At 40.9% G+C, this 15222-nt stretch carries 9 protein-coding genes and 1 tRNA gene; 2 read left to right on the forward strand and 8 right to left on the reverse strand.

Features of this window, described 5'->3' with window-relative positions; genetic code table 11:
* Window positions 1-97: 97 nt before the first annotated feature.
* From QWZ08_RS01975 to QWZ08_RS02000, 6 genes are all read right to left on the reverse strand, one after another.
* Window positions 98-661 carry a hypothetical protein gene (locus QWZ08_RS01975; RefSeq protein WP_290335503.1) on the reverse strand — a complete coding sequence of 188 codons (564 nt, stop codon included), beginning with the start codon at window positions 659-661 and terminating at the stop codon, window positions 98-100.
* A 287-nt stretch (window positions 662-948) separates the two neighbouring features.
* Entirely contained in the window at window positions 949-1614 is a 666-nt protein-coding gene (locus QWZ08_RS01980; protein ID WP_290335504.1) for a hypothetical protein, read from the reverse strand.
* A 252-nt stretch (window positions 1615-1866) separates the two neighbouring features.
* Window positions 1867-2439, reverse strand: a complete 573-nt coding sequence (locus QWZ08_RS01985) for a hypothetical protein (protein WP_290335505.1) — start codon at window positions 2437-2439, stop codon at window positions 1867-1869.
* A gap of 290 nt (window positions 2440-2729) precedes the next feature.
* Window positions 2730-2801, reverse strand: a tRNA-Glu gene (locus QWZ08_RS01990).
* Between the two features lie 91 nt (window positions 2802-2892).
* Window positions 2893-3573 (reverse strand): tRNA (guanosine(37)-N1)-methyltransferase TrmD, encoded by a 681-nt coding sequence (gene trmD, locus QWZ08_RS01995; RefSeq protein ID WP_290335506.1) that lies wholly within the window; start codon window positions 3571-3573, stop codon window positions 2893-2895.
* A 109-nt stretch (window positions 3574-3682) separates the two neighbouring features.
* Window positions 3683-4066 (reverse strand): RNA-binding S4 domain-containing protein, encoded by a 384-nt coding sequence (locus QWZ08_RS02000; protein WP_290335507.1) that lies wholly within the window; start codon window positions 4064-4066, stop codon window positions 3683-3685.
* A gap of 205 nt (window positions 4067-4271) precedes the next feature.
* On the opposite strand from QWZ08_RS02000, the gene QWZ08_RS02005 reads away from it, so the two are divergent.
* Entirely contained in the window at window positions 4272-6455 is a 2184-nt protein-coding gene (locus tag QWZ08_RS02005) for a S9 family peptidase (protein ID WP_290335508.1), read from the forward strand.
* A 93-nt stretch (window positions 6456-6548) separates the two neighbouring features.
* On the opposite strand, the gene QWZ08_RS02010 is transcribed toward QWZ08_RS02005, so the two are convergent.
* Both QWZ08_RS02010 and QWZ08_RS02015 read right to left on the reverse strand, forming a co-directional pair.
* Window positions 6549-9854, reverse strand: a complete 3306-nt coding sequence (locus QWZ08_RS02010) for a TonB-dependent receptor (RefSeq protein ID WP_290335509.1) — start codon at window positions 9852-9854, stop codon at window positions 6549-6551.
* Between the two features lie 400 nt (window positions 9855-10254).
* Window positions 10255-13587: a TonB-dependent receptor gene (locus tag QWZ08_RS02015; RefSeq protein ID WP_290335510.1), complete on the reverse strand. Its 3333-nt coding sequence runs from the start codon at window positions 13585-13587 to the stop codon at window positions 10255-10257.
* Window positions 13588-13771: 184 nt separating this feature from the next.
* On the opposite strand from QWZ08_RS02015, the gene QWZ08_RS02020 reads away from it, so the two are divergent.
* Window positions 13772-14980 (forward strand): bifunctional 3,4-dihydroxy-2-butanone-4-phosphate synthase/GTP cyclohydrolase II, encoded by a 1209-nt coding sequence (locus tag QWZ08_RS02020; protein WP_290335511.1) that lies wholly within the window; start codon window positions 13772-13774, stop codon window positions 14978-14980.
* Window positions 14981-15222 lie beyond the last annotated feature (242 nt).

Below are 15222 nucleotides of genomic sequence, written 5' to 3' on the forward strand. Positions count from 1 at the left end.
TGATATTTCTTATTTGTTTGGCGAAGTAAGTTAAACAAAAAAAATGTTGAAGCTTTTAATATTAACGTTCACATTGTATTGCACATAAAGCCCAATGTTACAAGCCGTTTTTCTTTGTCGGTCTAAGTGAATAGTCCAAAGACCAATGAGGTTTAAAACCATGTTCAACATCCGCACTGTCTGGCGATGGATATAAACGAAATTGCTCAACAAAGTTTTTATGTGTCAATTCGAAAACTTGTTTGCCTTTAAAGTCTGGTGGCAAACAAGGAAAATATTTGTCGTGCAGATAGTTCATAATTTCCATACCGGACGTATCTACCAACTCTGCGTCAATATTAAAACTGATATTTAATTTAAAGATTCGTTTTTGTTTGTCTGTCGTGAAATACATTGCCCCGTCAATTGTACCTGTTGACAATTTTGTGCTATAAAAGTCGTCAAGAGATAAATAGTCTGTAATTCCTTGTCTGTGAAAGTTCTGATACGAACCGTTTGGGTCATACCTAAAAGAAAAAGTTGTGTCAAACAGATTTATATTTTGTCCAAATGCTAAAAGAGGTTTGCCTTTATAATACAAGCAACTTTTGTCAGCGTTCGTATTTGTTGTGTCGAAGTTTTCTGCGACAAGTATTGAGTCGTACGATGAGAGTTGTGTCACAGTAGAAGTGTTTCTGTTTGTGCAGGAAAATGTCGATATGCAAATTAGGAGTAGGATGCTTCTCATAAAATGGCTTGTAACGTTGAGGGCTTGCTGCTGTGCTGTAAATTTATAATGTCCAGCCCGGAACTGCAGCCCAATAGAATTACTGATGTTGAAGATAAGAACTAAAGCCGAATAGAATTACGTCCGCAGAAACCGCTGCTGATAGCGAACAAAAAGATGAGGATTTATTCGTCTGCCAGCATAGCAGCAAACCCCATGTAAGCAGCAGTACTTCTTGTCCGCTAATAAATCTGTCCTTTTGCTTTTAGCCAAACGATTTCTAATCCTGTGGCTTGTCTAAGTTTCTCCAATTCTTCACTCGTACAATACCCAAGCACAAAGTCTTGTCCACCTGTATTAAAAAACGTGAACTTGCCATTTGTTTTGTATTTGTCGGTTAAAGCTTGAACTCTGTCAAACAAATCACCGTCAGCCCAATCATTATCAACTTTTAAATCCCATTTGTAGTTGTCGCCTTTGCACGTGAATGAAACCCATGCTTTGCCTTCGTCAATTTCAACATAGTCTTTGATATTTTCAAAAGACAAATCGCCATTTGTTATGCGGCTGATATTTTTCATTATGTCAACATAGGCTCCATGGTCTTCAATTGCTTCCAAGTCAAAGTCCCACACTTTGTTAGTTAAAGGTGTCCATGGTTCACTTTCAATTGTCTGTCCAAGCGTTTGATACATTAAATGAAATGGCTGTTCTTCAAATTCTTTATGCCCACCTGACCAGCGATTAATGTCTGATGTGTCAATGCCTGGATTAAGAACAAAACCAAGTTGTTTGAAAGTTTCAAGTTGTTGTTCAAATGTCGGCTTGCTATTTTTTAAAGATTGTGTCTTACTATTTGGGTTACTGTTGCAACCAAATAAACCTAAAAGTCCGGCTATAAGTCCCATGAATATTTTTTGCATTAGTAGGTGTCTGTGTATTGCTGCTTACGAACAAGTATTGCCGATGGTGGGGTAGTTGAAAAACCTCCGCTTGGCAACCGAAGTTCATGATTTATTCAAAGGTTAAAATTTATTCTGATGTTCAAAAGAGTTCCTTCTGCCCGAACCAAAGCTGATAAGCGACTTGCTGCCGATTGCTCCAACGTCCAGCCCCACTATCGGCAATACTCTTGTTGCCTGCTGGGTTTTTTGCGGTCGTTAATGTCCATCTTTGGCATTTGTCTGGATGTTGTCCACAGGTGAACTTATTTTTTCTATACTAAAATCTTCTGTATCCATTTTGTAAATAAACTCGCCTTCTTTGTTGGCAGCTACAAAACGAAAATATTTCCAGTCGCTGTCAATGTCAGTTTGGTGAAGACCGTTAACCCACCAAATATTATTAGCGTCGTTAAAAAATTCTGAATATTGATGTGAACTTTTGGCGACACCAACTTCGTTAAAAGGTTCTACAAGTTTGTAAATTATAAGTCCACAACCAGCTACGACCAAATATTTTTCATCCCGTGATATAATTGCACAGTCTGGGTCTCCATAAAAGTGACCTATATAAACAGACTTTTTTAAATTATTACTTTTGAAGTGAAGCGTTACAGACTCGTATTCCGAAGTCACTTTATAGTTAACACTTTCAGCTAAATATCTAATCATACTGATGTCGTAGTGTGTCGGTTTAACATAGCAGGCAACTCGTAAATATACGCAAGATTTTGTTCCAAAAGTTCTTAATTTACAAGCATAAATGGAACAAAAAATATTTTTTAAATACATAAATACAGGCTTAGGTATCGGCATGGTGGATATAAAAAACGTTTATTTATTGTCCCCAAAATTCCAAAAGCTTTTACCGGAGGTATATAAAGGAACGTTGATATATAGAATACAAGCTTCGTCAAAAAGAATAAGTTACAAAAGAATTAAAAAAGGATTAACTCGAAACCTATTCTCGATTACTGTTGTAATACCTTTTTAATTATCATCTAACGTCCCCTGAAAAGTCCCCTGTAAAATCAAAAAAGCCCTGAAAGTTAATACTATCAAGGCTTTTAGTTTTAAAGCTGTACCACGTACGGGACTCGAACCCGTGATTCCTCCGTGAAAGGGAGGCGTCTTAACCTCTTGACCAACGCGGCTTATTGCTAAAGGACGGCAAAGATAACGAGTGAAGGTTTTTCAGCCAAATTTTTTCACAAATAATGGCAAATAAAATAATTCGCTATACAATCATTCCCGGTTTAACAAGTCAGGCCGTCTTTCTGCTGTACGCAGCATCGCCTGATCATGGCGCCACTGCTCAATCCGGGCGTGATTGCCGCTCAGTAAAATATCGGGCACCTTCCAAGTTCTGAATTCTACAGGCCGCGTATATACCGGGGGAGCCAGTAAATTATCCTGGAAAGAATCAGTTAAGGCAGACGTTTCATCATTCAATACACCAGGTATTAAACGGCCAATGGCATCTACCAATACAGCCGCTGCCAATTCGCCGCCACTCAAAACATAATCTCCTATAGAAATTTCCCTGGTAATGAAGTGATCCCTCAGTCGCTGATCCACACCTTTGTAATGACCACAAATTAACAACAGGTTATTTTTTAGCGACAGCTGGTTGGCCGTTTGCTGGTTAAACGTTTCGCCATCAGGCGTTAAAAAAATAATTTCATCATAGGAGGTGTGTTTCTGCAAACTCTCAATTGCATTCACCAATGGCTCAATCATCATCACCATGCCAGCGCCGCCTCCAAAAGCATAATCATCTACCTGCGCCCTTGCATAAGTAGTATGGTCACGGAGGTTAATGCAGTTCACTTCCAGCAAACCCTTATCCCTGGCACGTTTCATAATTGAATGCGCAAAAGGGCTGTCCAGCAAGGCAGGTACAACAGATATAATATCAATCTTCATACTGTAAAATTAGGTAAGTGAAATCACCAACAGTTGACCTAGTGTACACAGTGTTTATTGCCGCATACATTATTGTTTCTGGTAGTTTATTTAACCGATAGAAGAAAAATTAAAAATCCATAAAACCGTCAATCTCACGTTTGTCTTTTTTTGTTGGGCGCCCTTGTTTACTCATGCGCTTGCCCGTATGAAATGTGGCGGCCTGGAACTGAATTCTGTCAAGCTCTTCAGCCGGCGTGATATCGCTGTAGTATTTAATCGCCTCATTGTATTGCACCCTGTGATCAAGCAGTGCAGTCACTTTTATAACCCATCTTTTAGCCTCTGTTTTTACCTCGTATTCATCACCCACTGTCACCGCTTTCGATGCCTTTACATTATCCCCGTGCAACTTCACTTTACTTTTATCACAGGCATCGGCTGCCTGGCTGCGGGTCTTAAAAAGCCGGATGGCCCACAAATATTTATCAATGCGGAGTTTCTCTTTTTCCATATCACAAAATTAAGTGCTTTGGTTGTTTCACACCAAGCTTGCAACGAAAACAAATATTGCAAAAGAAAACTCCCGGGTGTTTGTTCTATTCTTTATTTCCTTATTGTGAAATTGGTTTCATAGAGCCTGTTGTCACTTTGCGCTTTGGCGTTTTGGTGATAAGCTGTGATTATTTACCTTAATTTAGTTTTCTAAAATTATCAATATGCATTTTAAAAGAAGGGGTATTTTTTCGTTGCTTATTATTGTGTTGGTAACACAGGTTGTACAGGCGCAATACAGGATAACCACCCAGTTTACTCCTGACGGAAATAGTTATTATCAAAAACAAAGTGGCGGCATTGTAAAAGTAGATATTAGAACCGGGCAGGCAACTCCATTGGTAACAGCCGACCAATTAACGCCTTCGGGCGGCAAAGCAATTACCGTCGCATCATTCGCCTTTAATGCAGATAATAATAAACTGCTGGTATTTACCAACACAGGTAAAGTATGGCGCTACAAAACCAGGGGCGATTACTGGGTGCTGGATATGACTACTAATACTTTAACACAATTAGGTAAAGGCAAGCCTGCGCAAACAATGATGTACGCTAAGTTTTCTCCCGACAGTAAAAAGGTGGGCTACGTAAGTGAACACAATCTTTTTACTGAAGAAATTGCTACAGGAAAAATAACACAACTAACGTTTGATGGTACACGCAAATTAATCAATGGTACATTCGATTGGGTGTATGAAGAAGAGTTTGGTTGCAGGGATGGTTTTCGCTGGAGCCCGGATGGAAAAAACATTGCCTTTTGGCAGGTGGATGCCAACAAAATCAGGGATTATTATATGCTTAATACCACTGATTCCAATTATTCACAAGTAATACCGGTAGAATATCCAAAAGTGGGAGAGGCTCCATCGCCGGTAAAAATTGGGGTGGTGGCTTCAACAGGTGGTAAGGTGCAGTGGATGAATATTGAAGGCGATCCGCAACAGCATTACCTGCCACGTATGGAATGGGCGGATGCTGCTACATTGGTAGTGCAGCAACTGAACCGTAAACAACAGGAAAGTAAATTGTTTTACTGCAATATAGCAGACGGACAGGCACGTTCTTTTTTTACAGAAAATGACAAAGCATGGATTGAAGTGAAAAGTTACTGGAACGATGATGACCCGACCGGCTGGGACTGGATCAAAAAAGGTGCGGCATTTATATGGGTTAGTGAAAAAGATGGTTGGAGGCATATTTATTCCATAAGCCGTGATGGTAGTAAACAAAACTTGATTACAAATGGTAAGTACGATATTGAATCCATCAAATGCATTGATGAGGCGGGTAACTATATTTACTTTATGGCCTCGCCCAACAACGCTACCCAACTCTACCTGTACAAGGTAAAAATGGATGGTAAAAGCAATGCCATACAGGTGTCGCCGGCAGGGCTTAATGGCACGCACAGCTATACTATTTCGCCTAATGCAAAATGGGCAAACCATGGTTTTAGCAATTATAAAACTATGCCCGTAAAAGAATGGGTATCGTTGCCCGATCACAAAGCGGTGAACAATGCTGCAAGTATAGCAGCTACTGCTAAAACAGATAGCAGCAGCACCGTGCGTTACACCACGGTTACAACTGATGATGGTGTTGAGCTGGATGCATGGATTAATTATCCTAAGAATTTTGACAGCACAAAAAAATACCCCGCTGTGTTTTATGTGTACGGTGAACCCGCTGCCACTACCACTGGTGACAGCTATGGCAACCACCAGAATTTTTTATATAATGGCGATATGAGTGAAGATGGATATTTCCAGCTGGCAGTGGATAACAGAGGAACACCTTCATTGAAAGGATCTGCCTGGCGGAAATCTATTTATCGTAAAATAGGTACTATCAATGTACGGGATATGGCGCAGGCAGCTACCAAACTAATTGCTAAAAGTTATTTTGATAAAGACCGCATTGCTGTGTGGGGATGGAGCGGAGGTGGTTCTTCTACCCTGAATTTGATGTTCCAATATCCTGATATTTTTAAAACAGGTATTGCCATTGCAGCTGTTGGCAACCAGTTATTTTATGACAATATTTACCAGGAAAGATATATGGGACTGCCACAGGAAAATAAGGAAGATTTTATTGTTGGTTCGCCCATCAGCTATGCAAAAAATTTGAAAGGTAATTTGTTATACATCCACGGAACGGGTGATGACAACGTTCACTATAGTAACGCTGAGGTATTGCTGAACGAGCTGATAAAATACAATAAGCAATTTCAGTTTATGGCGTACCCAAACCGTACGCACAGCATTTCAGAAGGAGAAGGCACCAGTTTACACCTTGTTACTTTATACACTAATTATCTCAGGGCAAACTGTCCGCCGGGGGCAAGATAATTCGCCAGGATAATTCGCAAAACATAACAGGCATAAAAAAAGCCACCCTGGTTAACAGGATGGCTTTTTTTATACTATACTAAATTTCAAATATTAGTTAAACAAATACCTGATTCCAAACTGCATCTGCCAGCGGGAAAGTATATTGGTATTGTCTTTAAAGCTGTTTACCAATGGCACCTGGTTAGTAGGATCCAGGTAAGGCATAGAGAAAGCTGGTGTTCTTCCATCCGCTCCCAAACCTTCATATTTAAGGAAGTTGGTCAGGTTGGGCGTTTTGTAAGTTCCCCAATATTTATTAAAGAAATTACCCGCATTTACCAGGTCTAAAGTCAGCCTGATGGTGTGTCTTTCTTTACCGGTTTTTACAGAAACTTCTTCGGTAACATTCAAATCAAGTCTTTTGTAAATAGGCCACACCACTGCGTTTGCTTTAGCGTATTGCCCACGGTGCGTTGACAAATAATGATCCTGGGTAATAAAGTTGTTCAACTGGTTCCAAATCTGTGCAGCTGATCTTGGATCAGTACTTGCGCCGGTTCCTGAACCACCTGAATTAACTTTTACAAGGTTGATTTCGCCTGCATTGGCAGGAATATACATTAAATCATTGCCTGCATTACCATCGCCATTTAAATCACCATTGTACACATAAGAAGAAACACCGGAGGGCGCAGCTTCAAATATAGCACCGATAGAAGTGGTGGCGTATTTGCAGTTGATAATTTTGTAGGATGCATATGCGATGATTCTGTGTGGTTGGTAAAAAGCACCATTGGCTAAAGTAGCTGCATTGGGATCTCCCTGCACGGCTCTTGCTGCCCACAAAGAGGAAGCGGTGCTTCCAAACTCGGCTGTATTTTTTGCCTGGCTGTAAGTGTACGCAATACTTGCAAAAAGATTTTTAAAATTCTTTTGTGCTCTTGCGGTTAAAGTATAAGAATAACCCTTGCTGGTGTTGCTCATTAAGATAGCATTTCCAATGTTAGGGTTATCAAGTGTTTTACCAGAATAATATTTATTTGAATTGGCTGTACTTGTAAGGTAACGTGCCCTGTTGTCGGCCCCGGCTAAACTAAATGCATTGTTTTCGTTTAGGTTGATATTTTTGTAATATACTGCGTTGATATCTTTAGAATAGGTTCCTTCTAAAGTGAGTACCACATCGTTGGCCAATTTTTTATCTACTGCAAAACTTGTTTTTAATACCTGCGGGTATTTAAAATTACGATCAACCAGCGCAGTACTGTAAGATGTGTTAGGGCCGGATTTAATATAGGCAGTTGGATCTGCGTTGAACGCTACCAGGTTTCCTGCAACGGGCGGAACCGCGTTAGGATTAGGGGCCGTGCTGTTGGTGAATGAACCAAACTGGATACCATTGTTACTGGCCTGGTTACTGATCCAAACAAAAGGCGGCGGACCTGCAAAAATACCTGCTCCGCCTCTGATCTGTAAACTTCTGTCACCCTTTACATCCCAGTTAAAACCAAGCCTTGGTGAAATCAACGGCGTTGTTTTCGGTGCCTTACCAATGTTATAGCTGCCATCTTTAAAAGTCAGCGCATCAAAATAAGGATTGTCTGTAAAGGTTTGATTGTAGATGGTTAAATCGGTACGCAAGCCATAAGTAAGCGTAAAATTTTTGCTTGCACGCCATTTATCCTGCGCAAAAAATCCAAGTTCTGTTGAGCCAGCTTCGGCAAAAGGAAAAGCGCCGCCTGGCAAAGCCGAATACTGCAGGTAATAACTTTTAGCATTGGCATCGCCATTGTTTACACTGTTATAAAAATCTGTAAGACTGTTAAACTGGTAAACGCCCTGGTAGCCAGGTGCAAAAGCATTCTTATATTTCCTGTAATAATCCTGTGTACCTACAGTTATTTCGTGTGTGCCTTTGTAAAATTTAAAGAAATCGGCAAACTGAAATACATCTGTATTCAAAAGGTTGTTGTAGGTATACATTTCATATCCAAAAGTGGTATAAATGCTGCCAGCTCCATTCAAAATATCTACTAAAGGAAAAGTAGAACTGCTTGAATGAGGAGAACGGTAATCTCTTAAAGCAGTATAACCCAACTGCATTTTGTTGGAAGCCCTGTTACCAAAACGGGTGTTTAATTCTGCAATTACAATATTGAAGTTATTATTGATTACATACCCGCTACCAAAGAATGGCATAGAGTTGGTACCCGGCTGTCCGCCTGTAATTTGTCCGCTGCCTGGTCTGCTTGCGCTTGCAAACTGGTCAGAAGATGATTTTAGATAATTGTACTTAAGGGTAAATGTATTGTTCTTATTGATATTCCAGTCAATCTTGGCAGTGATTTTATCACTCTTGGTTTCAAATGAATATCCCTGGAATGCGCCTGGATTATAGTTGAATTTTTGTTGCAGAAAAGAACTCAATGCAGCAAGTGTATCTGCATTCGCCTGTGATACATTTCCACCAGGTGCATGACTTCCGTCTGACGCGATCTGGCTGGTGGCAGGAGCTGTTTGTCTTACCTGTTCTCCACTTATAAAAAAGAACAATTTGTCCGTTATAATAGCGCCGCCCAAAGAAGCGCCCCTGGTATTAAAGTTAAAATCTGGTTTTGTAATGGTGGTAGTACCAACCTTGTACCCTTGTGTACCGGGCCCTTTAAGATAGGTATATACAGAACCTTTAAATTGATTGGTACCACTTTTGGTTACTGAGTTAATACCTGCTCCCGAAAAGCCGCCCTGTGTTACATCATATGGTGCAACGTTTACCTGTATCTGTTCGATGGCTTCCAGGCTGATAGGCTCGCTGCCTGTTTGTCCGCCCAATGTTCCGGATAAACCAAATGAGTTATTGAAGTTGGCGCCGTCAACAGTAAGGTTGTTGTACTGGCTGCTGCGTCCGCCAATGTTCAGGCCGTTGGCTGTTGGTTCAAGCTTGGTAAAATCCTGCAGCGAACGGTTGATCGTTGGCAGTCTTTCAATTTGTGCACGGCTGATTATTTCCTGACTGCCGGTGCGGTTGTTGTTAAAAGTTTTATCCTGTCTGCGGCCGGAAACAGTTACCTCCGTAAGATCGGTTGATGTTTGAACGAGGGCAAAATCAGCCTTAAATTCCTGGCCCAGTAACAGGGTGATATTATCCTGTTTAGCGGGTTTGTACCCAACAAAAGTTACGGTGATTTCATAAGGTCCGCCAATACGTAAATTGGGCAGGTTATAACGGCCATCCTTGCGGCTGGTAGTACTATATTTAGTACCTGTTGGAATGTGGACTGCAACAACAGTTGCATTTCCTACTGCGTTGGTACCATCCGTTACAGTTCCCTGTATGTCCGAAGTGGTTTCCTGTGCATTTGTCAAAAAGCCAAAGAGGAGAAAAATGGCTGTCAGCAAGTTGAATTTTCTTGTCATTTGATGATAGATTTGGTGCGAAAATGTGTTTCAATTTTCAAATGACAAGCGGCGCAAAAGTAACATAATTCTAACTGTATTTTAACAGTAATTGAGAAGATATAAAACCTCTACATTTTAAAATGGATTTTAATTAAATAATATTCTGCGTTGTCCCTTTTTTGTTGAAATGATTTTACAAATTCCGGCAATTAATTAGCGATTAGCTATTTTAATGATATTAACAAATTGTTACGATAGCAATACCCCCTGCAGTAAAGGAATTTTCGGAATACTTGTCAGCGTAGCATGCGCATCATTAAAATATTAACGTGTCCTGATTTTATTAGTGGCTGCAACGACCCAAAAAAAACGCCCGGCAAATGCCGGACGTTTTTTTTAATACTGTTTATTTGATCCTTTAGAAAATATACCTTAAACCTATCTGCATACCCCAGGTACTTATACTGGAAATATTTTTTTGAAAAGGCGTGGTCACCAGTTTGCCGTTGAACTCAGCTAAGTTGTAAACAGGCTGCTTGCTGGCATTGATCGATCTATAGGTGAGTGGATTGTTGATGGTAAACAAATCTTTAGCACCGGCATTTTTATCAATCAGGTTAGGGAGGTTAATAATGTCAAGACTAAACTGCAGGTTGTGTCTTGTTTGTCCTGCAGTCACAAAGAAATCTTGTAAAAACCGCATATCAAGGCGATTGTACCAGGGTGTGAGGGATGAATTCCTTTCGGCATACTGACCAACATGATTCTTTAAATATTTGGTGTTGGCAATCAGCTGATCGTATGCAGCCTGTTGCGCTGCAATAGAATACTTAATTGACCCATCTGTATTTTTTACATCAGAAAAATTAATATCAGCCCCTTTTGCATAAATAAACATCAGGTCAGATGCATTGTTGCCATCGCCATTGAGGTCTCCTCCAATAACATAACTAAATCTTGACTGGGCATTGCCTTCATAAAACAAAGAAATCGTACTGGCCAGGTGATTGGCATATTCAAAGCGATAAGAAAGCGAACCCACCACACGATGCGGAACAGAATAAGCTGAGTTATACAATTCTTCATTGTTGGGTGTGCCCCTGTTGACAATGGACTGCCATGCCGAAGTTGCCTGGGAACCAGGGTTTGGACTTACTTCTGTAGCTATTGTATACGTGTAAGCTAAAGAGCCATAAAATCCTTTTGCAAATGCTTTAGATAGTTGGAATGTGTTGGAAAAAGAATAACCCTTTTTGGTATTCTCCAGGACGATGGCGGTACCGCCACGGTTGGTACCTGCCAGACTTGGATAAACAAACTTATCTGCTGCGGCAGTAGTGGATGGATAATAAGCCCTGTTATCAGATCCGGAAAGAGACGCAGTTGGGTCTTTTAAATTGGCATTGCGCATTTTTACCGCGTTGATATCTTTCGTATACATTACATCCCAGGTAAAAATAAAGCCATTGCCAAATTGTTTATCAATACCGAAGTTGGTTCTGAAAACCTGTGGAAATTTGAAATTCCGGTCAATCAACACAAAACTACCAGGCGCATTAGTGGTAGCTGTTGTCGGAAATTTAGAAACATATGCATCCGGATTGGGGTTAAATGTTACACCACTTAATGCTGCCGGTGTATTGAGTACGGCGCCGTTTTGATAAACGCCGCTGTTACTTGGCATGTTGGTTAAGAACACAAAAGGTATTTTGCCGGTAAAAATACCTGTTCCGCCACGCAGCACCAGATCTTTTTCATCAGGCACTTTCCACCGGAAACCAATCCGGGGAGAAAGTAATATGGTAGATTTTGGCCATTTACCTGTGTTAAAGCTGGTAAGCTTGCCATCTTTATCCGGAAACTGTAATGCAGTGATAGCGGGATTTTCAATAGGCTGTTTCAGGTAGGTTGGCACATCTGCACGAATGCCGTATGTTATTTTAAAATTGGAACTAGGATTGATTTCATCCTGCACATATACACCTAACTGGCCAATTTTTAAATCAGCAGAAAATACTTTTGGTTGTCCCGGAATCAGGGAATAGGTGTAAGAGAAAAAAGCCGGCCGTGAATCTGTAATAAAATCGTTCAGGCTGTTGTAAATGTAATAGCTTTCTGAGCCACCCATAAATGCGTTACCTACTTTTTGATATTCGTAAGTAGCTCCTGCAGTAAGTGTGTGTTTGCCTGCCTGTAGTGTAAAGTTGTCTGTGATAGTTGCTACATTGTTGATCACTTCATTATTCCTGGTGAAAGGATCAGTACCCGCACTCATGTAGTTGCGGTTTTTTGTAACACCGGGGATGGAGCCGGTTGTGTCGAATATTTCAATCGTTGGGAAAATACCACCGGGGCTGTTTCTCACATCATTAATGTGTGTGTAGGCAAACAATAACTGGTTTGAAATTCTGCTGTTAAAATTACTGTTTAACTCCAGTGTAGCCGATTTTACAATATGGTCCGTTGCATAATCTGAATTGGAAAAGCCGATCGACTGGTTGCTGTTTCTGTTATTGGGCAACCTGGTTTGAGAAGCAGCTGAGCCGACAAAAAAACCGCCGGAGCCACTGTTGGGTACACTGCTGCCATTTAGCGGCGATTGATCGCTTCCTTTAAAGTCACTGTATTTTAATACCAGTTTATGCACGTTGCTGATATTCCAGTTTATTTTAGCCAGGAACTTATGGTTTTTGGTTACAAAATTCGGACGGTTGTCATACACTCCCGCATCGTAATTATATTTTGATTTGAGTGCGTCGCGAAACTTATTCAGCGAATCTACAGGTGCCGCAGAGGCTTGCCCTGATGCGGTAGACCCTTTTGGAATGAAGGTGTTGGGATTAGGGGTTGAGGCATTTTCAAATTCCGCATTTAAAAAGAAAAATAATTTGTTTTTTATGATGGGCCCGCCAAGGCTTGCACCATATACTTTGTTTTTTTGCGGGGTAGGAGTCAGCACCGTGCTGCCAACATGCTTGCCATTAAAGCTTTGATCGCGGTAAAAGCCGTAAGCTGTACCATGCAATGTATTGGTGCCGCTTTTGGTGGTAACGTTTAAACCTGCACCCGTAAAACCAGATTGTCTTACATCATACGGGGCTATATTTACGGATACCTGGTCAAGTGCATCTATTGAAATCGGGCTGGCACCACCGCCTGGTTGTGGATCTGTGCTTAATCCGAAATTATTATTGAGATTGGCGCCATCAATCTGCAGGTTATTGAAACGGCCGTCCCTGCCTGCAAAACTGTTACCGCTGCTTGCCTGTGGTGTCATCCTGGTAAAATCTGTAATGCTTCTTGTAATGGAAGGTAACGTCATCAGCTGCCTTGAATTAAATACAGTGCTGGCACCCGTTTTAGTGCGGTTGATGCGACTGGAAGAAGTAACTACCACTTCCTTTAAAACAGAAGTGGCTGGTGTTAATGCTACTTCCGCTGCGTATGGTTCGCCCAGATTCAGATTAATATTATCGATTGTTTGTTTATTGTAACCCACCGATTCTACCGTAAGCAAGTAGGGCCCGCCGACAACCGTATTTGGAATGGAAAAATTGCCATCTTTCTTAGAAGTAGTAACATATTTGGTTCCTGATGGCTGATGGACAGCTGTAATGGTGGCGCCTGCAAGAGCGGTGCCGTTTTCAGCTTTTACAAAACCGGTAATGCTACTGGTGGTAACCTGGGCGCTGATTGCAAGGGGGATTGCAAAAAAGGCCAGGACAATGAAACAGATTTTTTTTATAAGCATAGAGCTATTTTTAAGGCACAAAGGAAAGTAAATATCCGGTACTAATGTTAATTTAAATTAACAACTTGTAAAGGCATGTGTGGGTATTTGATCGCTGCTTTGATTAAAACTATTTCTTATTCCGCAAATGAGAACCATAGCAAAGCATAAACCTTGTTAACTTTGCAAAAAATATAAATAACTTATGTTAGATAGTATTGAAAGTGCGATTGACGACATAAAAAATGGCAAACTGGTAATAGTGGTGGATGATGAAGACAGGGAAAATGAAGGCGATTTTATTACCGCAGCAGAAAATGTTACTCCGGAAATTATCAATTTTATGAGTACTTACGGAAGAGGGCTTATTTGTGCACCACTATCAGAAGAACGCTGCGATGTTTTGCACCTGCAAGCCATGGTAAGCGACAATACTTCGTTGCATGCTACCCCGTTTACGGTTAGTGTAGATTTGCTGGGCCACGGTTGTACAACTGGTATATCGGCTCATGACAGGTCCAAAACGGTGCTGGCATTGATTGATCCGGAAACAAAACCGCAGGACCTCGGCAGACCGGGACATATTTTTCCTCTGCGGGCACGGAAGGGTGGTGTATTGAGAAGGTCGGGACATACAGAGGCAACCATTGACCTTGCGAGACTGGCAGGTTTTGAACCGGCTGGTGTATTGGTGGAGATAATGAATGAAGATGGTTCAATGGCCAGGCTGCCGGAGTTGAAGGAAATCGCCAAACGCTTTGATTTGAAGGCTGTATCCATTAAAGATTTGATTGCCTACAGGCTGAGCAAGGAATCACTTATTGAGGAGGAAGAGAAAGTACAGATGCCAACGAAATATGGCATGTTTGAACTGATTGCTTTTAAACAATTAAATACAGGCGATATACACCTGGCAATTAAAAAAGGCGACTGGGAAAAAGATGAACCGGTGATGGTAAGGGTGCACAGCAGTTGCATGACAGGAGACATATTGGGTTCGCTGCGTTGTGACTGTGGCGATCAGTTGCATAAGGCATTAAAAATGATTGAGGAAGCAGGAAAAGGTCTTGTGCTGTACATGAACCAGGAGGGCAGGGGAATTGGATTGCTGAATAAATTGAAAGCATATAAACTACAGGAACAGGGAATGGATACAGTAGAAGCCAACCTGCAACTGGGTTTTGGAATGGACGAGAGAGATTATGGAGTAGGGGCGCAGATACTACGTCATATGGGCATCAGTAAAATGAAGCTGATGAGCAACAATCCGAAAAAGCGTGCAGGATTACTGGGCTACGGACTGGAAGTTGTTGAAACTATTCCAATTGAAATAAAGGCCAACAAACACAACGAAAAATACCTTGCTACCAAAAGGGATAAAATGGGGCATAATATTATGAACGAGCAGCAATAGCAATGTCTGACGGCTGATTTTGTGATGGCTGATTTCTGTAGATTCAAAAAGTATTTCTCTTTAAAATCAATCCTAATATTTGCCGGGGAAATATTAGCGATTTGAAGGTTCGGCAAACAGGTAACGTAAGGAAAGGGTTTTATCCGAAAGGTTGAGCCCTTTTTTATTGGTTGTAATAAAAGGTATAATACTGAAAAATAGTTGGTAAAATCTGTTGTAATCCTTTATAGTATTCATTTTGA

It is taken from the genome of Ferruginibacter paludis (assembly GCF_030409685.1).
GTDB lineage: Bacteria > Bacteroidota > Bacteroidia > Chitinophagales > Chitinophagaceae > Ferruginibacter > Ferruginibacter paludis.

Coding starts and splice junctions, on each gene's coding strand:
- trmD (WP_290335506.1), bottom strand. CDS start 3,573: ATGAAGATTGATATTATATCTGTTGTACCTGCCTTGCTGGACAGCCCT.
- QWZ08_RS02000 (WP_290335507.1), bottom strand. CDS start 4,066: ATGGAAAAAGAGAAACTCCGCATTGATAAATATTTGTGGGCCATCCGG.
- QWZ08_RS01985 (WP_290335505.1), bottom strand. CDS start 2,439: ATGTATTTAAAAAATATTTTTTGTTCCATTTATGCTTGTAAATTAAGA.
- QWZ08_RS02020 (WP_290335511.1), top strand. CDS start 13,772: ATGTTAGATAGTATTGAAAGTGCGATTGACGACATAAAAAATGGCAAA.
- QWZ08_RS02005 (WP_290335508.1), top strand. CDS start 4,272: ATGCATTTTAAAAGAAGGGGTATTTTTTCGTTGCTTATTATTGTGTTG.
- QWZ08_RS02015 (WP_290335510.1), bottom strand. CDS start 13,587: ATGCTTATAAAAAAAATCTGTTTCATTGTCCTGGCCTTTTTTGCAATC.
- QWZ08_RS02010 (WP_290335509.1), bottom strand. CDS start 9,854: ATGACAAGAAAATTCAACTTGCTGACAGCCATTTTTCTCCTCTTTGGC.
- QWZ08_RS01980 (WP_290335504.1), bottom strand. CDS start 1,614: ATGGGACTTATAGCCGGACTTTTAGGTTTATTTGGTTGCAACAGTAAC.